The organism is Archangium sp., from assembly GCF_036277355.1.
Taxonomy (GTDB): domain Bacteria; phylum Myxococcota; class Myxococcia; order Myxococcales; family Myxococcaceae; genus Archangium.
The window spans coordinates 49,241-73,932 of the sequence record NZ_DASUNC010000103.1 but is presented as its reverse complement, the minus strand read 5'-3'; the positions used below and the strand labels follow the sequence as shown (position 1 = coordinate 73,932).

Here is a 24,692-nt window from a genome sequence, read left to right as displayed (position 1 = left end):
CCTGCAGCCTGCGTTGCAGGAGGGCAACTACGGCGCCGTCTGTGCCGGGGATGCGCAATGCGGAGCGGGCAGCATCTGCGCGCGCCTGGAGCCGGAGGGCGAGGATGCGTGCCGCTGCTTCACGCCGTGTGCTCCGGCACCGCTCCCCGAGGAGGCGAGCGGTTGCACGGGAGCGCCGGGCGCGAGCCCCTGGCCCTGGGGGCTGAGTGCGTGGCTGCTGCTCGCCACGCGCTCGCGCCGGGGAGGCCCGTCAGGAGGGGCCGGGGGCTCAGCCGCCGTGGAGGGGCAGGCGCTTGCGCGGGCCGCCGCTGTGGGTGATGTCCATTTCGCTCGGGGCCTTCTTGCGGCCCTGCACGGGCGAGCCGCGCTTGGCGCGCGTCTCCTGGCGCTGCTTGGCCTCGTTGCGGGGATTCTTCGGACGCTCCTCGCGGCGGTAGGCGGCGGCGGACTCGGTGGCGACCGTCTTGCGGTGCGGGCCGTGGCGGTACTGGGCGGCGGCCTCGTCCGGAATCGTCCGGCGGCGCGAGGTGGTGCTGCCCGTCTCGGGCAGGGGCAGCTTGAGGCTCTGGGCCGTCTTGCCCTCGCCGGGCGGACGGCGCCGGCTGACGGAGCGCTCGGTCGTCTTCGTGCGGCCGACGATGCCACCGCTCTTCTTGAGGGCGTGGGCGCTCTTGCCGGCGGGGACGTCACCGATGTCCGAGGCCTTCACCGTCAGGGTGGTGCCCTTGGCCTTGGCGCGTCTGGCACGTGACTGCTGGGTCTTCTCTGGCATGGGTTCTCCCCCCACATGGAGGTAGGGATGGCCGGCCGAACGGCCAGGGGAGGCCGGTCCATCACTGGGGTGTCTGGGTTGTCGGTGGATGCGAGAGCGCTACAGGGCGTTCCCGCGCTTCGTCTTGCGCCGGGTGACGGTCCTCTTGCCGGGCCGCACTTCGGTGGTGGCGGGTCCGAGCCCCACCGGCTCCGTCATGGCGGGGCCGGGGGTGGCCTTGCGCAGCAGCTTCTGCCGGCGAAGGGCCGCGGCCTGGTCGCGCGGCACCGTCTTCTTGCCCCGGCTGACGCCTGGGGCCTGCCGGTTGGGCAACGACTCGTCGACGCTCGTCACCCGCCTCTTGTTCTTGACGCCTGCTTCCCGGGTCCTGACTGCCATAGAGTGGCCTCCTGCATCGGAGGTAAGGACGCCCGGGCGGGTTTTCCATCCCCCCGCTGGCTTCTGCCCATGACGGGCGCCCGCTGGCTCAGCGCCCCATCTCGGCCGCGGCCCGCGGGCAGTCCTTCACGATGGCCTGGGCCTGCGCGTCCCCGTCCTCCGCCTCGCTCAGCGCGCGCGACACCGAGGTGGAGCACTTGAAGGCCGAGGGCGGCGTCTTCGCGTTGCAGCATTTCCACCCGTCCAGCTTCTTCAGGTAGCCGAGCGCCTCGCGCTTCGTGGGCATCACCGCGAACCACACCGAGGCGAACACCATCACCAGCCAGAAGCCCTGCCAGCCCAGGCCGCGCTGCCACTTCTTGGAGAACGGGGGCACGGCCTCCGGCTGCACCTTCTGGAGGCGATCGCCGTAGCGCCGCTGCACGAAGGGCGAGATGACCAGGTCCACCGGGACGAGCACGGCCCGCACGAGGCCGCGCACCGGGCCCGGCGCGCTCCCATCCGTCACCAGCCGCAGGCCCAGGACGCCTCGCCACAGCGTCCACCCGCTCAGCCCACCCGCCAGCGACATGACGAGCCACGTCACCACGCCCGCCACCACGAGCGCCCGGGGCGTCCGGTCCACGTCCAGCGCCCGCAGCGCCCCCCAACCCAGCAACGCCGAGGTGGCCAGGTCCAGAAGGTCCGCGAACCACAGCCGCCACAGGTAGTGGGTGTCGGCCGGTTCGAACTCCGAGGAGAACAGCGCGTCGCTCATTCGCACCCAGCATAGTCCGCGAATCGCGCCCGTCTCGGATTTGTTGCGCGCAGGGGCTCACCCGCCGTCGCGCTCGAACCGCCATGGTGCTCTCCCTCCTCCGCAAGGAGAGGAATGGGCCCGGCGGACGGCACCGTCATCTCAGCGGGGCGCGGATCAGGGCGCTGATCGGCCGCTCGCGGGACGGGAGGGAGACTCGGGAAGGGGCTCAGGAAAGGGGCTCAGGAAGTGCGGCGCGTGCCCTTCGAGAGCTCGTCGATGGAGAACAGCAGACCCTCGCGGGGCGCGGGAGCCGCGGCCGGGCGGGCGGCGGAGCGCTTGGACCTGGTGGGCTTCTCGTTGGCCGTCTCCACCAGGGTGGCCTTCACGGCGCGGCCCGAGAGGTTGGGCAGGGCCTTGAGGGGCGGCAGGTGCACCTTGCGGCAGTTGCGGCACCAGGACTGGGGCCGGCGCTCGCCGCGGATGATGCGCGTGCCGAAGTCCTGCTCGGTGGGGCCGATGTGGCCGCAGCGGGGGCAGCGCGACAGCGCCGTCTTGCCCACCTCCTTCGCCAGCTGCCGCCCGTGCTCCACCACCAGCGCCAGCGCCGCGACGAACCCCAGCTTCTTGGGCGGCGCCGCCGGCTTGCGAGCCCGCTTCTTCCGCCCGCTTCCGCTCTGGACAGGCATCAGGTCCGCCCCGTCGAGAAGGTTGCCCTGCTCAAGGACTCGCAACGCGCCGTTGGTGGTCGAGTGGCTCACGGCTCTACTCATACTAGGGGGGTCTGACACGGCCTGCTGATCGGCCAGGTCGCCCGGCCGCTCCCCTGCCTCCCGGCCCTCCCCGAGCCAGTCCGTCCCCTCTGCCCGGGTCCCCGGAAGCTCCTTCCTGATCGGCCGCTCTCGCCAGCCCCCCACCCGTGCCCACCTTCCAGGAAACGACACTCCAGAGGAGAGCGACATGGCCGATACGCCCACCGGCGGACCCATGAGCCGCAGTGAGAAGCGACACGAATCCCACCTCGGCCGCAGCTATGCCGCCTTCATCAAGCACCTGGCCGAGGTCGGCAAGTTGGAGGCGGGGGTGGTGGAATGTGCGGCGGTGTCGGTCATCAACGCGTTGCTGCACCGCATCCAGCCGGAGGAGGCGAGGGACCTGGAGGCGCAGCTGCCGCGCAAGCTGCTGGAGTTCCTGCCCAGGGAGGATGGGCAGAAGCCGGCGCGGAAGTATGGCCGGACGCGGGACGACTTCCTGCGGGTGGTGGCGGAGGACCTGAGCAAGGACGTCTCCGAGGTGGAGACGATCGTCCGCGCCGTGTTCCTGGGCCTGCGCGAGCACATCTCGGAGGGCGAGGCCCACGACGTGGAGAGCAACCTGCCGCCGGATCTGCAGGACCTCTGGCGGCGCACGCAGTAGCGAAGGGCACCTGCCGGCCGCGCGGCGGACCAACGGGTCCGACCATCAGACCCGTTGCTCCCGGTCGCGGCCGGACCCTCAGGGCGTGCCCGTGTCGCCTCCCGCGGAGGTGGCCGGGGGGAAGACGGGCGTGCCGCCCGGCGTGGTCGGGTCGTGCGGGAGGCTGCCGCGCGGGCTGCGCAGGTAGACGAAGGGCGTGGCGAAGAGGAAGTTGCTCACCCGCGACGTGTAGATGTCCGCGTAGCGCTCCACCTGGCGCGCCAGGTGGCTCTTGTCGTTGCCCGCCCGCGTCAGCAGACCCCAGATGGGGTTGGACAGCTCGCTGGCGGCGCGCGCCATGGGACCCAGCTCCGCGTCGAGCGCCTCCAGTTGCAGGCGCAGCTCGGCGGCGCGCGCGTGGAGCTGCTCGTCCGGGGGCGAGGGCTCGCGCGGGCCGTAGCCCATCCGCCGCCGCTGCAACTCCAGCCGCACCTGGCAGGCCTCGGCCTCCATCCGCTCCTTGTGCTGCATGCGCTCGGCGAGCCGCGCCTCGGTGGCCCGGAAGGCGCTGATGGCGCGGATCTCATCCTCGAGCTCGCGGATGACGAGCGCGGTGCGCCAGCGCAGCACGTTCTTGGTGACGTGCACGTCGCCGAACATGTGGTCGCCCACATAGAGGATCTCATCCCCGCTCATGCCCAGCGAGCGCTCCACCTCCGTGGCGCTGCCGCCGAAGTACGGCACTCCCGGCTTGAGCGGCCCCGAGTGCGGGCGCAGCAGCCCCTCCTGTCCCTGCGCCGTCACCACCTCGAAGAGCGAGGAGCGCGTGGTGAAGAACTCGGGCTTGCGCGCGCTGACGATGACCACGTCGAACAGCTCGCGCCACGTCATCCCCCTGAGGAACGGATCGAACGCCGCGTGCATCATGGGCAGCGTGTAGGCCCACTCGCTGTTGGTGATGAGCAGCAGCTTCTTGCCCGCGTTCTTCTGGTCGAGCAGCGCCAGGGCCGTGTCCGGCTCGGCCAGCACGTAGCGGCCCGGGTCGGCGATGATCTCCGCCTTGAGCGCGCCCTCCATGTGCGTGGCATCCAGGCTGCGGCGCACGTGCTCGTAGACGTCCGTGTAGCCCATGGGGCCGGGGAGCTTGCCGGCATCCAGCAGGTCCACCACCTGGCAGTACAGACACGCCTCGGAAAGTGAGAACAAGGTATTGAGAAAAACCCAGCGCCGCTCGGACAGGTCGATGATGGTGCGGGCGTACTCGTTGCGCTGGGCCTCGAAGTCCATGGGCCGGGTGCCGTGCAGCGCCTTCTTCACGAAGCCGAAGCGGTTGGCCTTGAGGAGGTTGCCCTTCTCGGTGTCGATGATGAGGCCGCGCATGGCCAGCATCGGATCGAACGTGAGGTGGCCCACGGGCCAGCCTTGCGCCACGAGCCGATCGCGCATGTGCTCGTAGGCCCTTTGTTCCCACGCCTCCACTTTGTAATGGATGAGCGTGTAATCCATGTCATAGCCGATGGCTTTGATGGCCCTCATGTTGAGGGTGCGATTACAGAAGAGCCCGCGCTCGGGTGGGGGGGCTGTCAGGTTCCCGGTCATATGCCTACGTTCGTGCCCTGGCCGGTGCCAAAAGTCGATACTTCTGGCGGTGTGGGCGTTGGTGGAGGGCGGGGAGCTGGCCAGGACCCGCCGCTCAGTGAGGGGAGTCGAACATGCGGGGTCTGCCTGGGCTCGCGGTGCTGGTGGTGGCGTTGGTGGCGGGGGGGGCGGGGGCCGAGGACGGGTGGGAGCAGGTCGCCGACGGCGAGGTGACCATCCGGGTCCGCGAACGGGCGGACATTCCCGGCTGCCGGGAAGTCTGGGCGGAAGGCGTGATGGATGCCGGGGTGCAGGACGTCCAGTCGGTGCTCCGGGACCATGAGAGCTTCCGGCAGTGGATGCCCTATGTGACGGAGTCGCGGGTGCTGTCGACGGGGCCCGAGGGAACGCGCGTCACGTACACGAAGCTGGAGCTGCCCGTCATCTCCAACCGGGACTACGTGGTGCGCGTGGTGGACGAGCAGCTGCTGGAGGAGGATGGGACGGGCACGTTCCGCCAGACGTGGGCCGCGGACAACCAGGCGCTGCCGGAACAGAAGGGCGTGGTGCGGCTGCGGCGCAACGAGGGCAGCTGGGTCATCACCCCGCGCGGCGAGGGCAAGGCGCACTTCGTCTACCGCTTCACGGTGGAGACCGGGGGCTCCATCCCCGGCTTCCTGGCGGGGTTCGGCCAGAAGGACGCGGTGATGGACACGGTGCACGCGGTGGAGAAGCGGGCGCGCAAGCTGGCCTCGGCGCGTGTCGCGGCGAGTCAGACGGCGACGGGCGGCACGGGCGGCTCTCCCCGGCCCTTGTAGGGAATCAGGACGTCGGACTCAGGACAGAGGCGCCTCAGGACAGCCCCACCCCGAGCAGCACGAGGGTGAGGGTGCCGGCCACGCCCAGCGTCCAGCCGATGGCGTGCAGCTTGCGGGGAGAGGGCAGGGCCACGCACAGGCCGAGCGCCACGAGGCCCACGGGCAGCAACGCCAGGACGCGCAGGGGGGGGAGCCCGGAGGCGAGCGCCCAGAGGACCGCGGTGGCGAGGACGGCGGCCACCAGGGCCGAGCCCGTGCACCGCAGCCGCTCGCGGTGCGCGTGGGGCCGGTGGCTGGCGATGACGGTGCGCACGGCCAGGGTGGCCAGCCCGAAGGACAGTCCGTAGGTGCCCCAGAGCGTCAGCGCGGTGGAGGCGGGCAGGCCTCCGGCCATGGCGACGGGCACCGCCCAGGCGCTGAGCGCGAGCGCGGCGAGCACCTCGCCCGAGAGGGTGCGCTCCTGCCGGTTCCAGGCGAGCAGGAGCACCTCGCCGCCGAGGATGAGGGGCAGCATGAGGTAGGGCCGGGCCTCGGCGGGCAGGGACAGGGCGCCGAGCACGAAGGCCAGTGCACCGAAGGCTCCCACCAGCAGACCCCACGTCCGGGCGCGGGCTCCCTCCCGCTCGCCGCGGCGCGCGCCCCGGTGGCCGAGCAGCAACAGCAACGGCTCATGGGCGAGCAGGCAGGCGAGCGCGGCCCCGGACAGCCAGAGGGCGCCCGCGGGCGCGCCGGAGACGAAGAGGGCGGTGGCCAGGGGCAGGCCGAGCTGGAACCAGACACCGTGCTCACGGGGGAGGAGTCCCTGGAGGAGCGAGCCCGGGGTGGGGTGGGTGGAGAGAGAAGCCATCGCGTGTCCTCGATCGGGCGGGGAGCCGGGTGAAGTCGCCCACACCCGGAGCAAGGTGTGTTCCAGCGGGCGATCGGGAGGAGTGGGGAGCCCGCCTGCGCAAGGGGTGCACAGGAAGTGATTGGGGCCGCAAAGCTTGCGCGCGGAATCCGGGTTTGCGGGGACGGCGGCGGGAGGCACGGTTCCTGAAACGGGCAGGAACCACTGGCCGCCAGGTCGCTGGGGTGTGCCCGAGAAGTGGGGAAGCGCCATGGACACGTTGATGGACGAGGCACGGACCGCGTTGATGCAGCGACGGAGCAGCCTGCGAGGTCTGCTGCGGCTCAACCTGACAGAGGCCGTTGGGCAGCGGAGCGGGCGGGAGCCGGACCCGGTGGACGAGGCGGGCGAGGAGAGCGCGGAGGAGGTCCGGGCGCGGCTGTCGGAGCGGGAGGAGCGGGAGCTGAGGGACATCGACGACGCGCTGGTGCGCATCGAGCAGGGCCGGTTCGGGCACTGCGCGCGTTGCGGCGGGGCCATTGGCCGGCACCGGCTGCGGGCCGTCCCCGAGGCGCGGCACTGCATGGCGTGCAGCGAGCAGGTGGGCCGCTGAGCTCCGGCCCCGCTCGTCGCCGTCAGGGAGTCGTGGGCACTGTCGCCGTGGGAGCGGCGCCGGACATCCGGAAGCTCCGGGCATGACGTCAAACGCGGGCCGGGCTCCTTCGTTGGAAAGGCAGCGGACGCCATCTCCGGAGTCACCCCGGACGAGATGACCGCGCAAGTGGGTTTTCGCTTGCCTCGAAGGGCACTCGCCACGTAGGTTGTCCCAGTGCGCCCTGGAGCCTGGTTCCTCCTGTCCGTCCTGCTCTCCCTGCCGGCCACGGCCTCCACGCGGGCGGGAGGGCCAGTGCTCCAGCGGCGCACACTCGTCGTCCCCTCGCGGCCCGGGCAGGTGCCTCCGCCGGAGCTGTACGTGGCGGCTGGCGTGCCCACGCTCGTGTTGTTCGATGCACCGCCTCGGCCCGAGGACCCGGTGCTCGTGCGGGAGGAGGGGCGCATCCAGCTCGGCCGCATGGGGGATGGCTCGGTGCTGCTCGTGCCCACCGGGGACCTCGCCCCGGGCGAGCGGGTGCTCTTCACCGTGGCCACGCCAGCCGGCGCCGAGCCCCTGCGCTTCGTGCTCGTCACCCGGCCCGGCACGGTGGACGTGCGGGTGCGCGTGGTGCACGCCCAGGCTTCCGCCGATGAGGAGGGCGTGGAGCTCGTGGCCCGGAGCCTGCTCGACGCGCCGGACGCGCGCCCCGCGCTCGCCATTCCCCAGCAGGGGGTGCAGTACGAATCACGGGAATCGCGCGGACAGGTCTCCTCCGTGCTCTGGCTGGGGCGGCGCTTCTTCGTCACCGTGTCCGTGCGTGGCCGCCAGAAGGGTGCTCCCCCCTGGCGGCTGGTGCAGGCGCGGCTGCGGGTGACGCTCCCGGACGGTGTCCTGCTGGAGTGGCCCGCGCGGCTGCTCTCGGGGGCGGCGGGCCCGAAGCCCCAACGTCACATCGTGACCGGCCAGCTTCCGGACGGTGCCTCGGAGGTGGAGCTGGCGCTGGATGGCGAGGACGCGCCCGGGCCCTTCCGTCCGCTGGTCCAGCAAGAGGAGTCATCGCGGCCATGAGCACACCCCTGCACCCCCACCAGCTGCGCGAGGGCGAGATGGTCCGGGACTTCCGGATCGTCCGCTGGCTGGGCGCCGGGGGCTTCTCCTTCGCCTTCCTGGTGGAGCGCGGGGGCCAGCAGTACTTCATGAAGGTGGCGGCCCGGCCCGTGTCACGCAAGGACGCGGACCGGGTGGATGACTGGATGCGCCGCGAGGTGACCTCGCTGGAGCTGCTGCATCACACCCACCTGCTGCCGGTGCTCGAGTGGGGCCGGTGGCCCGAGGTGGAGACGGGCTACGGCTACTTCGTCACGCCCTATGTCCAGGGCAGCACGTTCCATGTCTGGCGTTGGCGTGAGCGTGCCTCGCTCTATCGGGCGGTGGGCCTGACGTGCGAGTACCTGGAGGCCCTGGAGACGCTGCATGTCCGCGGGGTGTGCCACCGCGATATCAAGGCGGACAACCTCCTGGTGCGCCAGGAGGATGGCAAGCCCTTCCTCATCGACTTCGGCTCGGTGCACCTGCCGTGGGCCCGCGCGCTCACGGAGGGGTTGGCACCGGGCACGCTCTACTGCCAGCCTCCCGAGGCCGTGGTCTTCCTGGTGTCCGAGGCGTTTGAGCCCGGCTCCCGTCTGGAGGCCCGGCCCGCGGCGGACCTGTATGCGGTGGGCCTGTTGCTCTACGAGACGCTCACCAACTGCCGTCCCTTCAGCACCCGGCTGTCGCTGGAGCAGCTGCTGATCGCCATCGGCACCGCGATGCCTCCGGATCCCCGGACGTTCGATCCCGGGCTCCCCGCGGGCCTGTGCACGCTCGTCATGCGGCTGCTGGCGAAGAATCCCGGGGAGCGCCCCGCGAGCGCCTGGGCCGTGCGCGAGGAGCTGCTGCGGATGCGGGACGAGGAGGGGCACACCGCCGTGTGGCAGGCTCCGGCCAGACTGCCCTCGGAGTGCCCGTGGGCGCACGAGGTGCCCGCGGGGATGGAGCTGCTGAGCGAGGTGGAGGAGGTGGCACCCGCACCCGAGCCGGCTGCCGTCGAGCCGGCTCCCGTCGAGCCGGCTCCCGTCGAGCCCGCTTCCGGCGCGGGCTCGCCATCCGGGGGGACGAGACGGCGCCGGGTGCTCAGCACTCTGGCGCTGCTGGTGGGGCTGCTCGGGGTAGGGTGGATGCTCTGGCGCGGGGTGCATTCCGCCCCGGCGCCCTCCGAGAAAGGAACGCACTCCGTGCCCTCCACTTTCCCCTCCGAGACTTCCAGTGACTCCTCCCCGGCGTGGGCGTCCTCGCGCGTGTGCCGGATGCTCGGGCTGCTGGGCCTGTCCGCCACGCAGCTCGCCGGGTGCGCCACCGTCCCCGCGCGGCCCGACCCCATCGGCTACCTGGAGCGGTGTCCTCCCGAGGCCCGTGCCACCCCCGTGCGGTTGGGCATCGAGCCCGATGAGCAGCCCTCCTTCCTGGAGACGGGGACTCCGGCCTCGGAACGCACCATCGAGGACGGTGGCGCGCTCAACCTCAAGCCGGGTCCCGTCACCGCCAGCATGCTCGGCTTGGTGGATGGCAAGGAGGTGTGGTTCAAGATCTCCGGCGAGGCGGTGACGCTGCCCCACCGGGTGTACATCCAGTTCGATCGCATCCACCCGCCGGAGGGCGAGCCGTTGCCCATCTGTGGCGTGGCCGTGGATGGCATCCACCAGTACGGCATCCCGACGTACGCGAAGCTGCCCATCGAGGGGAACGATGTGGACCCGGAGATGATCGACAAGAGCCCGGGGAGCGTGGTGCTCAATGATCCACGCTTCGAGACGGTGCTGCGGGGGCCGGAGGGCTACTTCATGCCCCGCATCAACTGGGCGCCGCCGGGCTGGCGCTGAGGCTCAGTCGAGGAAGCGGTGCTCCCAGCGGTGCATCTCCTCCTCGGAGAAATCCCTCCAGCGGTAGGGCGTGTGATGGCGCCAGGGCTCCAGCACGCGCGCCAGCTCGCGGTAGAGGGGGAGGTGCTGGGCCCGCTCGGTGTCACCGGCCTCGGGACAGGGGCCGAGCGTGACGACGGCCCGGTCTCCTTCCATCTCCTGGACGGTGATGTCCGGAGAGGAGAGGCGGGAGCGCAGTCCGGCCGCGCTCCCCAGCTCGCCGAGCACCGGCTGGCCCAGGAAGGTCAGCCAGTGCGCACCTCGCACGCGTGTGCCCAGCTCCTCGGTGGTCACACCCAGCTCGAGGGCATCCATCCCGGGGTAGCGCGAGGCCAGCGCCTTGAAGTCCGGGGGAAGGTACAGGAAGTGGAAGGCGAGCCCCGCGTGGCCGGAGTTGAAGGGCAGCTGGGTGCCCAGTTCCAAGGCAAGCTCGCGGACCCGTCCCGGGCCATGCTCATGGAGGTACTCCGTGGGAAGCCAGAAGGCCACTCCACAAACGAGGCCAGGAGCGTTGCCCTCGAGCCTTCTGCCCCGGTACTCGACACTGTACCCACTGACGGCATCGGGTCGTTCGTGCAGCCGGACGACGCCTCCACCAGACTCCCCCAGTTTGTCCTGGATGACCCGCCAGCCCTGATCGTCCAACTCCTGCCAGTCGCCTTCCGAGTCCACGTACCAGCCGAGTGCCTGGGGGCCCACCGCGCGCAGGTACTTTTCCAGGGCGCACCTGATACCTCGAGCCAGCTCTTCATGAGAGTGGCGCATGTAGAAACAGATATTCAAGCCATCGCGCAGCACGAGCGCACCATGCTCCGCGTGGATTCTGATTATCGGGTGATCGTCCATCGGATGATCTTCCATATGGGGGCAACGAGGTCAGGACCTACTCCGAGAATCTGGCGATAGGTATCTCCTTGAAGGGAGCCATTGGCGTACTCTCTCCAATCCGGAGGGTTGCTGATGGGGCAGGGGAACTTGAAGTCGTAGACAGCCAGGACTTCGAGCGGATTGCCTGTGTGGATGACCACGTCTGGCACGATCGTTCCTTTGAGTTCTTCGCCGCATCCCTGCTGAAGAAGGGTGCGCGCTTCCTCACGGCTGATCAGCTGCCTTTGCCCTGTCCGGGGGTCGTACCGGTAGCGTTGATCCAGGCTGAAGCGTCCCGGTATTCGTGCGTTCAGCTTTTGCTCCACGCACTGGCGGGCCAGGGCGTGCTTCTCGGTGCCCAGTTGCATGGCCCGGGTCACCTTCTTCCCACACGGGTCGGCTCCGGGCAGTTCTTCCCGGCATTGCTCGCGTGAAGGGCTCTGTCCGCCGAAGCGCTGACGGTTGACCTCGCCGTGGGCCCACTCGACGCACTCCACCAGGGCCTGCTCGATGCTGGAGCGTGTCTCGGGAGCCAGTACCCGGAGCGTGGCCGCCACGGAGGCCACTTCGGCACCACCGCGGATGGCGGTGGGCACCACGGTCTCCTCGCCGGCCACCAGGGCGCAATACTGGGGGTTCTGCTGGCAGGCGCTCGTGGCCGAGTCGACGGCGTAGCCCGCCGAGCCGCAGCCCATGAGCAGGGCGCTCAGGGCGAGCACCGCCCGTCGAAGCGAGGGGTTCCAACGGTGCATGAATCCGGTTCTCCTGGTGTTCATTTCCCAGCTTCTGGACGATGTCGTTCGTCGTCTGCATCGGCTCTCTCCGGGGAGTCCTTCGTATCCCACGCAGGCGGGTCCCCCAAGCGTCCGCGCGTGAAATGGTGCGGCCCGCCCGGCCGGTCCGCGCCCGTCCGTGGCGCTTCATGGCGGCGTACCTCATGCTCCCAACCCATGAGGCATGAGGAGGCGCACGTGTGCGCTCGATGGAGCAGGCTCGCGTTGTTGTTGCTCGTGCCCTGGGTGGCGGGCTGTGTGAGTGGGCCCAGGGTTCGTCTGGACACGGGCGAGGGCCCCCCCATCGTCTACACGCCCGCGGCCGCCGAGCCTCCGCCGGTGCAGGTTCGCCAGGAGGAGTTCGTCGCGGCCATGACGGACCTCGTGCTGCACACACCGCTGATGCTCTCCGTGCCACGGCGTGAAGGCCGGGTGGTGTTCGCCTCGTGGGGTGGGGAACGGGATGTGCTCCAGCAGATGTTGCGCAGGCAGTGTTCGTCCTCGGAGCCGGAGGAGGGATGCCTCGTGCTGCCGGAGAAGGCGCCGCCTCTGGCGTCGCTGGAGCGCATGCGGCTGGCACTCTCGTTCGCGATGGACAGCGTGTGGGAAGGAGCGAGCGTTCCCCTCGGAGAGCTCATCGACCCGGTGGCCTTCAAGGTCATGGTGTACACGGCGATGAGCACCTGGTTGCTGACGCTGATGATGCCCGAGCCGGTGACGAAGGGACTGGCGGCGGTGCTCACGGTGTACCTGGTGGCGTACCTGGGCCTGGGGCCGGTATGGGCCATGGTCGAGGCTGGGTGGCGGTTGTTGGAGGAGTCCGAGCGCGCCACGACGCTGGAGGAGGTGAAGCGGGCGGGCCAGCGTTTCGGCCGGGTGCTGGGAGAGAACGGCATGCGCGTGTTCCTCCTGCTGGCGACAGCGGCCATCGGGGGACAGACGGGCTTCGTGGGGAGGGGGCCAGGGTTGCCTGGATTCCGTCAGGCGGCCCTGGCTTCTCCGGCGCGCACAAGGGTGAGCCTGGAGGCGGCGGGGCAGGTGCGGACGGTGGTGCTGGGGTCCAGGGAGTGGGTGGTGGGACTGGCGCCCACGGCGGTGGCCTCCAGTGCCATGGGGCCTGGCGGTGGCGCTCCACTCAAGCAGGGCAGCCTCTCCGGGCGGCCCTCTCGGCCTGGCCCGAAAGCCGATGATGAAACCAGGAGGGGAATCACGCGTGAGAATGAATCCGCACGAGTGCTCGCGGACAACGGCTACCACGTGGATCAGAACCCCACTCCCAGACGCAATGGCAAGGAACCTGATTACAAGATCGACGGAGAGTACGCGGACTGCATGGCTCCCTCCACATCGAGCGCACGCAACATCGCCGGGCGCATCAAGAAGGAAAAGGTAGAGAGGGGACAAGCCGACAGGATCATCCTGAACCTCGATGACAGCACCGTGACGATCGATGCGATGAAGAAGCAACTATTGGATTGGCCCATTCCTGGCCTCAAACAGGTGATCGCCATCAAGGATGGTAAAGTCATCCTCCTGTTCCCTTGACGAGCCTGGACAGCACCATTCCGGGAGGCATGCACATGGGTCTCGACTACGTCCTCGATGTGTCAACGGACATGAAGCGGGCGCAGGCGCTCAGCCTGCTCGCCGAGCGCATTCCGGAACTCCAATGGAGTGAGGAGCATGGCTCCTTCTATGCTCCAGACATCATCATCACGGTGCTGGAACTGGGCAGGGAGGGGGACTCCATCATCGAGGAGAACTTTGGCTTCAGGCCTGGCCTGTCGGTGGGATTCCGCTATCCCTCCAACCGGGACTACGAGAACTTCGTCAAGATGATGCTGCGGGGCGCATTGCCCCTGTTGGAGCAGGGGCGTGACGGCGTCCTGCTCTTCAACGGGGAGATCATCGTCGTGCAGCGGATGGGGGGGCGGCTCGTCTTCAACGCGGACTACCGCCTTTACGACGACGAGCACTGGCTGAAGGCCCACGTCCCCGTGCCCTTCGAGCGCCGTTCCCTGCCCTCGCCGCTGCTTTGAGAGCCCCGCGGGGCTCCAGACGTGGTCCGCCTCCAGGGCCTCGCGAGTCCCAGGCAGGTGCGTGTCGTGGCCTGACGCGGTGTGTCCTGGCTGGCGGACCCAGGAGGCAGGCGGCCGAGAAGGCGTGCGCGGTCCGCCCCCAGCGGCTATAGGTCGAAGGTATGAACGACGTGTCCACTGTGCGGGTCGCACCCGCGGTGTTGCCCAAGCCGAACGACCCGTGCTGGTGCGGCAGTGGCAGCAAGTACAAGAAGTGCCACCGGGGCGCGGATACCGTGGAAGCGCGCAAGCGGGGGCCCGAGGCCTCCTCGCGGGGCATCCGGCCGGGCGTCATCAGCCCCATGCGCACGGTGCCTCCCCACATCCCCCGTCCGGATTACGCCGTGTCGGGGCGGCCCGCCCGCATCTTCCCTCCCTCCGAGGTGAAGAGCCCCGATGTCATCGCCCGCATGCGCCGCGCCTGCAAGGCCGCCGCCGAGGTGATGGCCGCCACGGCCGCCCACATCCGCCCGGGCATCACCACCGACGAGCTCGATGCCATCGCCCACGAGGAGTACGTGCGCCGCGGCGGCTACCCCAGCCCGCTCAACTACCACGGCTTCCCCAAGTCCATCTGCACCTCGGTCAACGAGGTCATCTGCCACGGCATCCCCGACAACCGGGCCCTCGAGGACGGCGACATCGTCAACCTCGACATCACCATCTACCTGGAGGGCGTGCACGGCGACACCAATGCCACCTTCCCCGTGGGCACGATCGACCCGGAGAGCGAGCGCCTCATCCGCGTCACGCGCGAGTGCCTCATGGCCGGCATCGAGGCGGTGAAGCCCGGTCTGCCCATCAACGTCATCGGCAAGGCCATCGAGGCGCATGCCACGAAGCACGGCATGGGCGTGGTGCGCGCCTACTGCGGCCATGGCATCGGCGAGCGCTTCCACACCGCGCTCCAGATTCCGCACCACTTCGATCCCCAGGCGAAAACCCTCATGGAGCCCGGGATGACGTTCACCATCGAGCCGATGATTACGCTCGGCCACTGGCAGCACCGGGTGTGGGACGATAACTGGACGGCGGTGACGGCGGACGGCAAGCGCACCGCGCAGTTCGAGCACACCCTGCTGGTGACGGACCAGGGCGCGGAGATCCTCACCCTGGCGTGATTCCTCTCGGCCCGCCGCGTACGTCCCGGCGCCGTGCATGGTAGAGGTGCCGTTCCTCCAGGACTCTCCCCCTGGAGGAACGTTGAAGAAGTGGCTCATCGGAGCAGTACTCGCGTGTGGAACCGTGCTGTCCACCCCGGAGGCCCGGGCCTTCGAGTCCGCGTCCGTGCGGGTGACCCTGCTGGCCAACGATGACGACCTGGAGTCCTCCGACTTCAGGACCGTCTCCCACCTGGGGCTGAGCCTGCGCTCGCCCGAGCTGGGCTCGGGGCTGCGGGCCGAGGCGGAGCTGTCCCTGTTGCTGTTCGCCAGCAACGCGGGTGCATTGACCTTCCGGGACAACGCCAGCTTCGTGCGGCTCGCCTGGCGTCCGGAGTCCTGGGGCGAGGCCGAGGGCCTGTCGCTCACCGTGCTTCCGATGTCCTCCACCCGGCTGCACCTGGGTTGGGAGCAGCCCGCCGCGTGGGGACGCTTCGTGTACACCAGCACGGGCAGCGGTTCCGGCGGCTCCGGTGTCCCGGGCGTGGAGGCGCGGCTCACGCGCGAGCAGTGGTACGCCTTCGCCGCCGCGAAGAGCGTGGTGGGCCTCCATCAGTTGACGCTCGAGGCCGAGCGGCTCGCGCTGGTGATGGCCGGAGCCGGGGTGGACGTGCTGCCGCCGTTGCGCCTGGAGGCGGCCGGGGCCTTCGTGCAGCACGGGACGATTCCGGCGATCGCCCTCCAGGGCCGTGAGGAGCGTGCGTCCACCCGGGCCGTCTCGGGCCGCGTCCTCTATCACCAGGGGGCTCCCATCGGTCCCAGCGTGGACTTCTCGCTCTACCGGCAGGACCCCGCGGTGTTCGAGACACTCTTCGCTCCGGAGGCGTACCCGGGTGGGGTCTCGGCGTCCGTGTCCCTGGAGGGCACCTACCTTCATCAAACGCTGATGGACCCGGACGTGTTCCGCAAGACGACCGGGCAGGGGGCGGAGGTGCTCGCGTTGCAGGCGAGGCTCAAGGTGGACTTCCTGCGCTTGCATGCCCTGGCGCTCCACCGCTCGGCCACGTTCATCTCCTCCGAGTCACCGGGGCTCCCGCCCTTCGTGGCCTTCGTCCGGGACACCCCGCTGCAATCCGAGCTGCTCCTGTCGGCGGGCGCGGACTACCACTTCTCCGGGCCGGGCCTCACTCCTGGTCTCGTGGTGAGGGCGGTGTGGCCCGCCACCTTCCACAACGACGAGGGCTCCCCGCTCGGGACCTCTGGGGTTGCCGTGCTGCGCGGGCCGGGGGATATCTCCATCCTGCCGGCCGGGCGTCAGCGCCAGCCCATCCTCTCGGCGAGGGCCACGCTGCGCTGGGACTTCGGGAGCGTCTTCTCCGCCATCGGCGAGGCGTTCTACGCCCATGACCCGAACCGCACCACGTTCGATGATGGCCCGACCGGCGTCCTCGAGCTGGTGCCGCTGCCCCCCTCCGCCGTGGGCTTCAACGCACTGCTTCAGGCGCGGTTCTGAGCGGGTCACCGCGGCTCGAGGGCGCGCTGGGCACCCTGGGCCGCCTCGCGCACAGCCTCGCCTGAGCGGACGGAGCGCCACCAGGGGTCGACGGCTTCCACCCGCGACGGCTCCACGGGGACGCCCAGCTTCGGCATCATCAGGTGCACCCGCTGCTCCTGCCCCAGCCGCACGAGCGTCTCGGCCGGATCATCCCACGCGTGGATGGCGAGGTTGAACGTGCCCCAGTGCACCGGCAGGAAAGCGCCGCCGCCGAGCAGCTTCAGTGCCTCGAGCGCGTTCTCCGGGCCGAGGTGGATGTCGCCCCACGCCGGGTGGAACGCACCCACCTCCAGCATCACCAGGTCGAACGGCCCGAGCCGCTGGCGGATCTCCCCGTACTCCGGCGTGAGCCCGGTGTCGCCGCTGAAGAAGACCTTGTGCTTCGGGCTCTCGATGACGAACGACGACCAGAGCGTGCGGTTGCGATCTCCCAGGCCCCGGCCGGAGAAGTGCTGCGAGGGCGCTGCGGTGATGCGCAGCTCGCCGCGGGGGAGCGTGGCGGACTCCCACCAGTCCAGCTCGGTGATGCGCTCGGGCGGCACGCCCCACGCCTCCAGGTGCGAGCCCACGCCCAGCGACGTGTAGAAGGGCACGTCCGTGCTGCGCGCCAGCTCGAGGAGGGTGGGGTAGTCGAGATGGTCGTAGTGGTCGTGCGAGACGATGACCGCGTCCAGCGGGGGCAGTTGCGAGAGCGACACCGGCACCGGGTGGAAGCGCTTGGGACCCGCGAAGGACCAGGGGGAGACGCGCTCGCCCCAGACGGGGTCGGTGAGCACGCGCAGCCCGTCCACCTCGAGCAGCACCGTCGAGTGTCCGAGCCAGGTGGCGCGCAGGCCCGTGTCCACCGGCCGGGCCCACGTGGCGAGCGGGCTCTCCAGGGGCAGGGGCGCGGGGGGCGTGCGTTGATTGCCGCCGAGGAAGAACTCGCCCAGGGTCGAGAACGCGGTGCCCGGCTTGAGCCCGGGGCCCACGCCCGCGGTGTTCCGGAAGAACCCGTCGAGGAAACGGGGCGAGGCGCGCATGCGCTCGAGACGGAGGCCGTGGGCCTTCCCACCGAAGACGGAACCCTGGGGCATGCGGCGGGTTTAACGCGGGGCCCGCCCGCGTGCCACCTCACCTCGCGTCGACGGAGTGAGCGGACAGGTGCTTCCCAGGTGGGCGGCCCGGGTCAATGCAGACGGACCTCGAGGTGCTCCACATCGGCATTGGGCCTTCCCAGGAAGGCATCCAGCAGGCGTCCCTCCACGGAATCCCGCTCCCAGACCGCCGCCCGCTCGAGACCCACACATTCCCGGGGCTCGGCGGCTCGCTCATTCCCCGCGGTGTCGAAGATGGTGCAGCGGTGGAAGTCTCCCAGGTCCTGCATGAATTGGACGACGGGCTCGGTCAGTGGCGCCTCGAGAGCCCTGTGCCCCAGGACTTCCCACTCGTTCAGGGCCAGGTGGCGGACGGCAATCCTGAAGAGGACGGGGCTGGAGGAGATCCTGTCCAGATCGGAGTCCGGAATCGTGGTCCTGTAGTCGTAGAAGGCCATGTACGGTGGCTCGAGCAGTCGCGCATAGCCGAAGGAGCCATCGGCGAGGGCGATCCTGAAGAAGGCTCCTGTCGTGTGCTTCCGCCTGCCCATCGCTCAATCTCCCGGCTCGGGCTCTTGAGCGTGGGCACACCCGTATGGAGATGCCGTCTGCCTCTTCACCCCGTGGGGATGCGCACCACGAAGGTGTAGTCCACGTCGAGCGGCTTGCCCTGGGACATGACGGGAGTGACCCGCCACGTGGACAGGGCCTCGAGCAGCTCCTTCTCCATGTAGGGCAGGCCATTGAGCAGCCGGCAGTTGGTCACCCGGCCCTCCCGCGTCACCACGCAGCGCACCAGCGCCGTGCCGCGCACGCGCTCGGCCCGGGCCTCGGGGGTGAGCCGCGGCTCCCTCCCGCTCACCCGCTGGGGTCGCGTCATCACCGAGGGCTCGAAGGCCACCGGTTCGCCCGCACCAGGCGCTTCCGGCTGGGGCCTCTTCAGCTCGGCCGTCCGCGCCGCCACGGGCGTCCTCGGCTCGGCCTTCGCTTCCACCTTCGCCTCCGTCTTCACTTCGGCGGCGGTGGGCCGGGGCGCGGCGCGCTTCTTCGGACGCGAGGCCTTGGCCACCGGGGCTGGAGCCGGCTTGGCCTCGGGCTTGGGGGCGGGCGCTGTTTCGGCGACGGGCTCCGGTGCGGGCAGCGCCGAGGTGGTTGCCCGTGAGGCCGTGGCGCACCCGGTACCACCCAGGGCGATGCACGCGGCCAGCAGGCAGAGGAGGGCAGGGCGAGGCTGCACGGAGAGGAACGAGCCAGTCATGCGGGAATTTTACACCAAAACGGGCCGGTGTGCTGTGAGATCAATCGGACGTTCCCGGAAATCCCGTGGAGCCGCTGTATGGGATTCAGAGGCCAGGTGGGTGTTATTGGAACCCCTGTTCCAACTCGCGACCGAGGATGGCCACGAGCGCGGGACGCGCAAGGCCTGGCAACGGCGGGAGATGGTGGTGGCGTTGCTGCACGCCAATGGTGATGCCTGTCAGGCATTGCACGCGGAGCCCTCTGGGATTGAGCGGCGCGCGTGCTCAGGCGCGCGGGCTTCGGGGCGTCACGCGGATGGGCGGCTCGATGAGCGCGGGCGGGGTGGCCCCGGGGTCATCCGGCTCATAGGCGGGCGCGTAGGGGCCGGCGTGCGTCTGCTTCCACTGGCGAGGCACGCGCTCGAGGCCCACGGGGAAGACGGTGAGCTGTCCGTCCTTGCCGATGCGCAGCCGCAGGAAGTTCTTGAAGTCGGGGATGGCGAGCGAAATGAAGGCCTCGTTGGAGTGGGCCTTGAAGCCGTTGACGCTCACCATCAGGTACAGGCCCATGATGAAGGGCCCGACGAGGAAGCCGCCCAGGAAGGTGAAGAATGCGCCCAGGAAGAACTTGGCCCACACGTGCTTCCACCCGGCGGCGCACAGGGTGGCCCCGGGCACGAGGAGGGTGTTGCCGGGGAGGATCTCCTGGCAGATGCCCAGGACGCTGGCGGTGAAGTACATGCCGCCCCAGGCCACGAGGAACGCGGCGGTGACGTGGGCCAGGCCGTGCAGTCCGCCGGCCAGCCAGCGCCAGCGCCCGAAGTCCTTGTCCGCGAAGCACACGAGCCCGCCGAGCGTGGACAGCCCGAGCACCAGGGACCAGGGCCGCGTCACCACCGAGGAGGCCACCGCGGAGAGCACCTGGGGCAGCTGCGTCAGCCCGTAGCTTCCAATCTCCGTGTACGTGGCCAGCGCGAGCAGCAGGTAGAGCGCGCCCGTCATCAGCCCGAAGAGCGGGCTGTGGCGGATGAGCATCAGGTTCTGCCGGGCCAGCTTCCGGGAGGTCTTCTGGTCCGGGAAGCTCTTCTTGAGCACGTACCCGTCGCGCAGCCGCCGCGCCGCCGGAGCGTGGGTGGGGTGGAGGAAGGCGCCGCCGCCGCCCGCGATGATTTTGTGCCGGCCCTCGGGGTCCTCGTGGCGCCGGTAGTGGTGCAGGTCTCCGGCGAGGAAGAGGCTGATGCGCCGGCCGAACACCTTCTCCTGGAGGTAGTCGAGGTTGTTCTCCAGGTAGCCGCGGCGCCGCCGGGCGGTGGCCATGACCCAGGCGGGCTCGGCGTTGCAGAGGATGATGCGATCCTCGGGCTTCATGTGCTCGGCGACCTGGCGGAAGTACTCCACCTGGGGCACGTCGATGTCGCTGTCGAGCTGCACGTCGGTGCCGACGAGCCACCAGCCCTGGGGCAGCTTGAGGGCGAAGTAGCTGCGGCTCTGCCGGGTGCGCCGGCCGGCCAGCCAGCGGTTGGCGCAGAACAGCCGCATGAAGGCGGACAGGCCGTCGTACCAGTCGTGGTTGCCGGGGATGGCGAACAGGTCCGGGCTGGGCTCCGGGGTGCGGCACAGGGCCTCCTCGTAGGGCTGCACGAGGCGCTCCTCGTAGGTGTCGCGGCTGGCGCCCGGGTACACCTGGTCGCCGCCGAACACGAGGATGCGGCCGCGCTCGAGCGGGTGGGCCTGGCCCGTGGGATCCTTCACCTCGAGGGAGGGCAGGGCGAGGAGCCGGGCCACGGCGTAGGTGGAGTTCCACCCGTCACCGGTGTCGGCCACGTAGTCCAGCCAGAAGTCCTGCCCGGGGGACTCCTCCGAGTAGTCGAAGTAGGGCGGTTGGGGACGCACCACGGCCTCGACGAGCCGGTGGTCCGCGCGAGCGCCGAAGACGGCGGCCACCAGCGCGTCCAGGCCGGTGCGGATGAGCATGGAGGGGTGGAGCCAGCGCACCATGTCCGCGTGCTGCTCGGGTTTCGTGGCGGTGCCGGAGTCCTCGGGAGTGCCGGCTTCGTGGAGGGTGAAGTCGTGGGAGGGCGCGTCGGGCGTCTCCGCGGGCTGCGGCTTCTTCGCGGTGGCGGGCTCGTGGGGGCTCACTGGAGGCGACGGTCCCCCAGCCCCGGGCCCGGGTCAACTCCCCGGCCCGCGACGTGATGGGGCAGATGGAGGGGGAGCCGAGCGGCCGGGCGGGCCGACGATTCCGGTTGCCCGGAGGGCACCGGGCGTGATGCATCACGGGGCCATGAACGAATTTCCCATCACCGTGCGCTTTCCCGTGCAGTGGGGCGAGATGGACGCATACGGCCACGTGAACAACGCGCGGTACTTCACCTGGTTCGAGGCGGCCCGGATCGCCTACATGGCGCGGGTGGGGCTGGTGAGCGCCGAGATGCAGAAGCCGGAGGGAGGAGTGGGTCCCATCGTCGCGGCGACGAACGCGGAGTTCCTGCGCCCCGTGGTGTTCCCGGCGGACCTGGTGGTGGGCGCGCGGGTGACGCGGTTGGGGAACACGAGCATCACCATGGAGTACGCGGTGGAGGACGCCAGCAGTGGGGTGCGGTATGCGCGCGGCGGCGCGGTGCTCGTCACGCTGCGCTACCCCACGTACGACAAGGTGCCCGTGCCGCCGGAGATTCGCGCCTCCATCGAGGCGCTCGAGGGCCGCATCTTCGAGTGAGGCCCTACGGCGAGGCGCTGGCGGTGGCGCGGGGAGTGGGCACGCACCTCCACGGCTCCTTGTCCGTCTTGCGGTGGCAGGTGAAGCCGGGCTCGCAGGACGAGGCGTCCCCGGGAGTGCAGGCCGGGTGGCACCGGTACTGGTGACAGACGGTGCCCTCGGGGCAGGGAGGCGCCCCCGCGCCGCAACCGGAGGTGCACTGCATCCACACCGCATCCACGGGCTGCGGTGAGGTTTGGAGCATGCAGAGCTGGTCCTGGGGGCAGGGGTTCTGCTGGCAATCCCGTCCGTACACCGTGGCGCAAACGGAGGCGTGCCTGCCTTCGCGACTGGAGTGGTCCAGGTCAACGCACCGCTGGCCGTCGGGACAGGCACGGCCCTCACAGGTGGGCAGGCAGGAGGGCCCGTTCGCTGGATCCGCCTGACAGAAGAATCCTTCGGGACAGGAGGAGGGAGCCTCTGGTTGACAGCGGCGGCCACATCGGGACTGGCAGAGCAGCTCCTTCTCGCAGGCGTAATCGCGGCTGGACGCATGCTCCGAACACATCTCGCCTTCTTTGCGCATGCCCGTGAGCGAGCAGACACGAAGGGGAGCTCCGTCCGAGGTGAGCTGGGTCCGGCAGACGAAGCCCTCCTGGCATTGCAGGTCCGTCACGCATCGGCTGTCCGTGCAGTAACGGCGCATCGTATGGCTGCTGAAGAAGCACCGGAGGGGGGACTCGCAGTCCCTATCCGAAACGCACGATTGCCCGTAGGTGAGCAGGGCTCGCCGCTGCTCGTTTGAGAGCATGGGGACAGGAGGCTTGCCTTGGGAGGGTGACTCATCCGCTCCCGTTCCGAATGCGGCGACATGGAACAGCCACGCCAGTGGCAACGCCAGAAGAAGGCCGAGCGTGGCGGCCAGGAGCGAATGCCATTTCATGGAACTCTCCGGTCTCACGGAGTGCCTGGAGGAGGCGTGGGGCGACACTCGGGAGGGCAGAGTTGCTGTGCCGCAGGATTGCTCGCCCTCTCGTAGAACGTTGCACAGGCATCTTCCCACTCCTGCTTGTCGAGCGCACAGTCCTTCATCGAGTAGTACTCGATCATGTCCCGCTCCAGGGCCTTGTCGATCGTTCCCTCCCTGCTCCAGGCATGAGGGCAGCCCACCGTCGAGATGAGCAGCAGGGGGGACAGCGTCAGCATCGCGACTCGACCGTTCATCCTGTCTCTCCCGTACGCGGGTGGAGGGCCTCGGATGCTACCCGCCGCGTTTCGCGTCCGCGGGGGCGTTGGGGTGGCGCTGCAGCAACTGGCGCAGCATGGGCTGCCGGCGGACGGCCTCCTGCTTGAGCAGGTGGACGATGAGGGCCGGCGGCGCCGCGCTCCAGCGCGCGATGTTCTGGATGAGCATGGGCGAGCGGTAGGTGCGCCCGCACAGCAGCGCCGCCGTCTTCCCGTCCACCGCCAGCCCCACCAGTGAGGCCAGCACCCGGCCCTCCGTGTGGAGGATCAGCTCCACCCGCTCCTCGGCCGGCGCGGTGTTGAAGCGCGTGCGCATCACCTCGCGCGCGGTGCGGCGGGTGCCCTCGGGCACGTCCCGGTCCATCGCCACCTTGTACTGCTCCATCAGCCGGCGCCCTCCCCACAGGCGCCGGAAGAGGCTCACGGGCAGCTGCGGGTTGCGCACCAGCCAGCGCCGCACCCCGGCGTCCGAGGCGAAGGACGCGCGGCCACACAGCGCCTCCAGTCCCACCGGGTTGTGGTGGTGCCTCGCGATGAGCCGCGCGTGCCCCAGCCCCACCCGCATGTTCTCCAGCACCGACTGGATGACCGCCGGCACCGGATCGAAGCAGAAGGCGGACAGCTCCGGATCCTCGGCCGACCGCGCCCGGCTCGCCCGCTCGTCCTCGGGGAGCGGATGCAACCGCCGCTCGAACAGCTGCCGCCAGTTGCCCGCGGCCACCTCGGCCGTGGCGTCCTCGGGCTCCTCCTCGTCCCCCGCGGGCTCCCGCTCCCCCTCCGCCGGGGGCTCCTCACCGCCGGCCGGGGGCGCCTCGGTCGCGGCTCCGGTGCTCGGGGCGGGCGTGGCGGGTGGTGGCGCAGGAGCGGGAGTAGGCGCGGGTAGTACGGCGCCGTGCTCGACGAGGCGCGCCAGGATGGCCTGGATGCGCTCGGGGGGAAAGCCGGTGAGGGCGGGCAGGTGCCGCACGGACGTGAAACCGTCCAGGCGCGAGAGGAGGAAACCCTCTTCCGGGGTGAGGGGGAGCTTCGAGACGGCGGCCGAGGGAATGGGCTTGGGCGTCCAGTCGTTCACGATCCGTCTCCCTGGAGTGGGTCAACCCTAGGCCGAATGACACCAGATCGCCAAAGAGACGTGGCAGAGGGTTGACGAATGGGGAGGCTCCGGAAGCACAATTCACCCATGACCGAGCGCATCCCGACCTACGCCGAGTTCTGGCCGTACTACTTGCGTGAGCACTCGCTGCCCATCACGCGCTGGCTGCACTTCCTGGGCACCTCGGTGGCGGTGTGCCTGGGCGTCACCGCGGGGCTGACGGGCAAGGCGTACCTGCTCCCGTTCGCGCTGGTGTCCGGCTACGGCTTCGCGTGGGTGAGCCACTTCACCCTCGAGCGCAACCGCCCGGCGACCTTCAAGTACCCGCTCTGGTCCCTCTTCTCCGACTTCCGCATGGCGGGCCTGATGCTGGTGGGCCGCCTGTCCAAGCACCTCGCGCGTGCCGGCGTCCGGGACGAGGACGATCAGTCCGGAGGTCATTTGCGGCGGGTGCCGGTGCCGGTTCCGGTCCGTACCCGCCGCAACGGCCGCTAGGACGCGGCCTCCCCTCTGGGGAACGGGCGCCTGGGACACCTCCCGGGCGCTGGTGTACACCGGGGCGCGATGCCTACCCGACTGCTCGCCGCCCTGGGGTTGCTGATTCCCTCGCTCGCCCTCGCCGGTGATTCCCGCTGCCAGGGCTCGCCGAAGGCTCGCGCCGCTCGCTTCTCCGCCCAGGCGTTGAAGGGCAAGCCGCCAGCCGAGCGCTACGCCGAGTACGTCCGCGCCTGCTCGCTGGACGCGGTGGTGGAGCTCACGTTGGTGTGGCACCTGCGCGCGCCTCTTCCCGCGCGCCGTCGACTTCGGGCCGGCCTTCCCCGGGGACTTCTACATGGGCCACGCTCCGGACGAGTCCATCTCCCTCGAGAACCTCGACGCCACCACCCGCATGGTCGCAGAGGCCCTCCACACCC

26 protein-coding genes are annotated in these 24,692 nt (G+C 70.1%); 11 read left to right on the top strand and 15 right to left on the bottom strand.

Annotated elements, in window-relative coordinates:
- Nucleotides 1-268: 268 nt before the first annotated feature.
- From VFZ09_RS27030 to VFZ09_RS27015, 4 genes are all read right to left on the bottom strand, one after another.
- Nucleotides 269-772, bottom strand: a complete 504-nt coding sequence (locus VFZ09_RS27030) for a hypothetical protein (RefSeq protein ID WP_329730582.1) — start codon at nt 770-772, stop codon at nt 269-271.
- Between the two features lie 99 nt (nt 773-871).
- The gene (locus VFZ09_RS27025; protein WP_329730556.1) at nt 872-1,150 is read right to left on the bottom strand and encodes a hypothetical protein; all 279 of its coding nucleotides are present in this window, start codon (nt 1,148-1,150) and stop codon (nt 872-874) included.
- An 88-nt stretch (nt 1,151-1,238) separates the two neighbouring features.
- Nucleotides 1,239-1,907 carry a hypothetical protein gene (locus VFZ09_RS27020; RefSeq protein WP_329730555.1) on the bottom strand — a complete coding sequence of 223 codons (669 nt, stop codon included), beginning with the start codon at nt 1,905-1,907 and terminating at the stop codon, nt 1,239-1,241.
- A gap of 221 nt (nt 1,908-2,128) precedes the next feature.
- Nucleotides 2,129-2,647, bottom strand: coding sequence for a hypothetical protein (locus VFZ09_RS27015; protein ID WP_329730554.1), 519 nt, complete (start codon nt 2,645-2,647; stop codon nt 2,129-2,131).
- A 199-nt stretch (nt 2,648-2,846) separates the two neighbouring features.
- Here VFZ09_RS27015 and VFZ09_RS27010 point away from each other — a divergent pair, with 199 nt between their 5' ends.
- Nucleotides 2,847-3,302, top strand: coding sequence for a DUF2267 domain-containing protein (locus VFZ09_RS27010; protein ID WP_329730553.1), 456 nt, complete (start codon nt 2,847-2,849; stop codon nt 3,300-3,302).
- A gap of 78 nt (nt 3,303-3,380) precedes the next feature.
- Here the strand turns inward: VFZ09_RS27010 and VFZ09_RS27005 are convergent, their stop codons facing one another.
- A complete protein-coding gene (locus tag VFZ09_RS27005) occupies nt 3,381-4,880 on the bottom strand; it encodes an HAD-IG family 5'-nucleotidase (RefSeq protein WP_329730552.1) in 1,500 nt (499 codons plus the stop codon).
- Between the two features lie 113 nt (nt 4,881-4,993).
- On the opposite strand from VFZ09_RS27005, the gene VFZ09_RS27000 reads away from it, so the two are divergent.
- Complete coding sequence (locus VFZ09_RS27000) at nt 4,994-5,677, top strand: START domain-containing protein (RefSeq protein WP_329730551.1); 684 nt, start codon at nt 4,994-4,996, stop codon at nt 5,675-5,677.
- 34 nt (nt 5,678-5,711) lie between these two features.
- Here VFZ09_RS27000 and VFZ09_RS26995 read toward each other — a convergent pair whose 3' ends face one another.
- Complete coding sequence (locus VFZ09_RS26995; RefSeq protein WP_329730550.1) at nt 5,712-6,524, bottom strand: YwiC-like family protein; 813 nt, start codon at nt 6,522-6,524, stop codon at nt 5,712-5,714.
- Nucleotides 6,525-6,774: 250 nt separating this feature from the next.
- Here VFZ09_RS26995 and VFZ09_RS26990 point away from each other — a divergent pair, with 250 nt between their 5' ends.
- The 3 genes from VFZ09_RS26990 to VFZ09_RS26980 all read left to right on the top strand — a co-directional run bounded on the left by VFZ09_RS26990 (nt 6,775) and on the right by VFZ09_RS26980 (nt 10,016).
- Complete coding sequence (locus VFZ09_RS26990; protein ID WP_329730549.1) at nt 6,775-7,116, top strand: TraR/DksA family transcriptional regulator; 342 nt, start codon at nt 6,775-6,777, stop codon at nt 7,114-7,116.
- Between the two features lie 216 nt (nt 7,117-7,332).
- A complete protein-coding gene (locus VFZ09_RS26985) occupies nt 7,333-8,166 on the top strand; it encodes a DUF2381 family protein (protein ID WP_329730548.1) in 834 nt (277 codons plus the stop codon).
- The gene (locus tag VFZ09_RS26980; protein ID WP_329730547.1) at nt 8,163-10,016 is read left to right on the top strand and encodes a serine/threonine protein kinase; all 1,854 of its coding nucleotides are present in this window, start codon (nt 8,163-8,165) and stop codon (nt 10,014-10,016) included. Before VFZ09_RS26985 ends, VFZ09_RS26980 begins: the two co-directional genes overlap by 4 nt.
- A 3-nt stretch (nt 10,017-10,019) precedes the next feature.
- On the opposite strand, the gene VFZ09_RS26975 is transcribed toward VFZ09_RS26980, so the two are convergent.
- Both VFZ09_RS26975 and VFZ09_RS26970 read right to left on the bottom strand, forming a co-directional pair.
- Nucleotides 10,020-10,820 carry a type VI immunity family protein gene (locus VFZ09_RS26975; protein ID WP_329730546.1) on the bottom strand — a complete coding sequence of 267 codons (801 nt, stop codon included), beginning with the start codon at nt 10,818-10,820 and terminating at the stop codon, nt 10,020-10,022.
- A 62-nt stretch (nt 10,821-10,882) separates the two neighbouring features.
- Nucleotides 10,883-11,674 (bottom strand): hypothetical protein, encoded by a 792-nt coding sequence (locus tag VFZ09_RS26970; RefSeq protein WP_329730545.1) that lies wholly within the window; start codon nt 11,672-11,674, stop codon nt 10,883-10,885.
- Nucleotides 11,675-11,893: 219 nt separating this feature from the next.
- Between VFZ09_RS26970 and VFZ09_RS26965 the strand changes: the two genes are divergently transcribed.
- The 4 genes from VFZ09_RS26965 (at nt 11,894) to VFZ09_RS26950 (ending at nt 16,386) form a co-directional block, all read left to right on the top strand.
- Nucleotides 11,894-13,240, top strand: a complete 1,347-nt coding sequence (locus VFZ09_RS26965) for a hypothetical protein (protein WP_329730544.1) — start codon at nt 11,894-11,896, stop codon at nt 13,238-13,240.
- A 35-nt stretch (nt 13,241-13,275) separates the two neighbouring features.
- A complete protein-coding gene (locus VFZ09_RS26960) occupies nt 13,276-13,734 on the top strand; it encodes a SitI3 family protein (protein ID WP_329730543.1) in 459 nt (152 codons plus the stop codon).
- 170 nt (nt 13,735-13,904) lie between these two features.
- On the top strand, nt 13,905-14,894 hold the full coding sequence (map, locus tag VFZ09_RS26955; protein WP_414640748.1) for a type I methionyl aminopeptidase: 990 nt from the start codon (nt 13,905-13,907) through the stop codon (nt 14,892-14,894).
- An 82-nt stretch (nt 14,895-14,976) separates the two neighbouring features.
- On the top strand, nt 14,977-16,386 hold the full coding sequence (locus VFZ09_RS26950; RefSeq protein WP_329730542.1) for a hypothetical protein: 1,410 nt from the start codon (nt 14,977-14,979) through the stop codon (nt 16,384-16,386).
- A 5-nt stretch (nt 16,387-16,391) separates the two neighbouring features.
- Here the strand turns inward: VFZ09_RS26950 and VFZ09_RS26945 are convergent, their stop codons facing one another.
- The 4 genes from VFZ09_RS26945 to VFZ09_RS26930 all read right to left on the bottom strand — a co-directional run bounded on the left by VFZ09_RS26945 (nt 16,392) and on the right by VFZ09_RS26930 (nt 20,740).
- Nucleotides 16,392-17,504, bottom strand: a complete 1,113-nt coding sequence (locus tag VFZ09_RS26945; protein ID WP_329730541.1) for an MBL fold metallo-hydrolase — start codon at nt 17,502-17,504, stop codon at nt 16,392-16,394.
- A gap of 92 nt (nt 17,505-17,596) precedes the next feature.
- Nucleotides 17,597-18,055: an Imm26 family immunity protein gene (locus tag VFZ09_RS26940; protein WP_329730540.1), complete on the bottom strand. Its 459-nt coding sequence runs from the start codon at nt 18,053-18,055 to the stop codon at nt 17,597-17,599.
- A gap of 65 nt (nt 18,056-18,120) precedes the next feature.
- Nucleotides 18,121-18,762: a TonB family protein gene (locus VFZ09_RS26935; RefSeq protein ID WP_329730539.1), complete on the bottom strand. Its 642-nt coding sequence runs from the start codon at nt 18,760-18,762 to the stop codon at nt 18,121-18,123.
- Between the two features lie 265 nt (nt 18,763-19,027).
- The gene (locus VFZ09_RS26930; protein ID WP_329730580.1) at nt 19,028-20,740 is read right to left on the bottom strand and encodes a metallophosphoesterase; all 1,713 of its coding nucleotides are present in this window, start codon (nt 20,738-20,740) and stop codon (nt 19,028-19,030) included.
- Between the two features lie 286 nt (nt 20,741-21,026).
- Here VFZ09_RS26930 and VFZ09_RS26925 point away from each other — a divergent pair, with 286 nt between their 5' ends.
- A complete protein-coding gene (locus tag VFZ09_RS26925; protein ID WP_329730538.1) occupies nt 21,027-21,461 on the top strand; it encodes a thioesterase family protein in 435 nt (144 codons plus the stop codon).
- 4 nt (nt 21,462-21,465) lie between these two features.
- Here the strand turns inward: VFZ09_RS26925 and VFZ09_RS26920 are convergent, their stop codons facing one another.
- From VFZ09_RS26920 to VFZ09_RS26910, 3 genes are all read right to left on the bottom strand, one after another.
- Nucleotides 21,466-21,705, bottom strand: a complete 240-nt coding sequence (locus tag VFZ09_RS26920) for a hypothetical protein (protein ID WP_329730537.1) — start codon at nt 21,703-21,705, stop codon at nt 21,466-21,468.
- Nucleotides 21,706-22,397: 692 nt separating this feature from the next.
- Nucleotides 22,398-22,664, bottom strand: a complete 267-nt coding sequence (locus tag VFZ09_RS26915; RefSeq protein WP_329730536.1) for a hypothetical protein — start codon at nt 22,662-22,664, stop codon at nt 22,398-22,400.
- 37 nt (nt 22,665-22,701) lie between these two features.
- Nucleotides 22,702-23,757 carry a hypothetical protein gene (locus VFZ09_RS26910; protein ID WP_329730535.1) on the bottom strand — a complete coding sequence of 352 codons (1,056 nt, stop codon included), beginning with the start codon at nt 23,755-23,757 and terminating at the stop codon, nt 22,702-22,704.
- A gap of 108 nt (nt 23,758-23,865) precedes the next feature.
- Between VFZ09_RS26910 and VFZ09_RS26905 the strand changes: the two genes are divergently transcribed.
- Nucleotides 23,866-24,273 (top strand): DUF962 domain-containing protein, encoded by a 408-nt coding sequence (locus VFZ09_RS26905; RefSeq protein ID WP_329730534.1) that lies wholly within the window; start codon nt 23,866-23,868, stop codon nt 24,271-24,273.
- The last annotated feature ends 419 nt before the right edge of the window (nt 24,274-24,692 follow it).

Coding starts and splice junctions, on each gene's coding strand:
- VFZ09_RS26960 (WP_329730543.1), top strand. CDS start 13,276: ATGGGTCTCGACTACGTCCTCGATGTGTCAACGGACATGAAGCGGGCG.
- VFZ09_RS26945 (WP_329730541.1), bottom strand. CDS start 17,504: ATGCCCCAGGGTTCCGTCTTCGGTGGGAAGGCCCACGGCCTCCGTCTC.
- VFZ09_RS26970 (WP_329730545.1), bottom strand. CDS start 11,674: ATGCACCGTTGGAACCCCTCGCTTCGACGGGCGGTGCTCGCCCTGAGC.
- VFZ09_RS26940 (WP_329730540.1), bottom strand. CDS start 18,055: ATGGGCAGGCGGAAGCACACGACAGGAGCCTTCTTCAGGATCGCCCTC.
- VFZ09_RS27010 (WP_329730553.1), top strand. CDS start 2,847: ATGGCCGATACGCCCACCGGCGGACCCATGAGCCGCAGTGAGAAGCGA.
- VFZ09_RS26990 (WP_329730549.1), top strand. CDS start 6,775: ATGGACACGTTGATGGACGAGGCACGGACCGCGTTGATGCAGCGACGG.
- VFZ09_RS27005 (WP_329730552.1), bottom strand. CDS start 4,880: ATGACCGGGAACCTGACAGCCCCCCCACCCGAGCGCGGGCTCTTCTGT.
- VFZ09_RS27020 (WP_329730555.1), bottom strand. CDS start 1,907: ATGAGCGACGCGCTGTTCTCCTCGGAGTTCGAACCGGCCGACACCCAC.
- VFZ09_RS26995 (WP_329730550.1), bottom strand. CDS start 6,524: ATGGCTTCTCTCTCCACCCACCCCACCCCGGGCTCGCTCCTCCAGGGA.
- VFZ09_RS26980 (WP_329730547.1), top strand. CDS start 8,163: ATGAGCACACCCCTGCACCCCCACCAGCTGCGCGAGGGCGAGATGGTC.
- VFZ09_RS26930 (WP_329730580.1), bottom strand. CDS start 20,740: ATGGTGCGCTGGCTCCACCCCTCCATGCTCATCCGCACCGGCCTGGAC.
- VFZ09_RS26915 (WP_329730536.1), bottom strand. CDS start 22,664: ATGAACGGTCGAGTCGCGATGCTGACGCTGTCCCCCCTGCTGCTCATC.
- VFZ09_RS26920 (WP_329730537.1), bottom strand. CDS start 21,705: ATGCTCCAAACCTCACCGCAGCCCGTGGATGCGGTGTGGATGCAGTGC.
- VFZ09_RS26975 (WP_329730546.1), bottom strand. CDS start 10,820: ATGCGCCACTCTCATGAAGAGCTGGCTCGAGGTATCAGGTGCGCCCTG.
- VFZ09_RS27000 (WP_329730551.1), top strand. CDS start 4,994: ATGCGGGGTCTGCCTGGGCTCGCGGTGCTGGTGGTGGCGTTGGTGGCG.
- VFZ09_RS26935 (WP_329730539.1), bottom strand. CDS start 18,762: ATGACTGGCTCGTTCCTCTCCGTGCAGCCTCGCCCTGCCCTCCTCTGC.
- VFZ09_RS27025 (WP_329730556.1), bottom strand. CDS start 1,150: ATGGCAGTCAGGACCCGGGAAGCAGGCGTCAAGAACAAGAGGCGGGTG.
- VFZ09_RS26925 (WP_329730538.1), top strand. CDS start 21,027: ATGAACGAATTTCCCATCACCGTGCGCTTTCCCGTGCAGTGGGGCGAG.
- VFZ09_RS27030 (WP_329730582.1), bottom strand. CDS start 772: ATGCCAGAGAAGACCCAGCAGTCACGTGCCAGACGCGCCAAGGCCAAG.
- VFZ09_RS26905 (WP_329730534.1), top strand. CDS start 23,866: ATGACCGAGCGCATCCCGACCTACGCCGAGTTCTGGCCGTACTACTTG.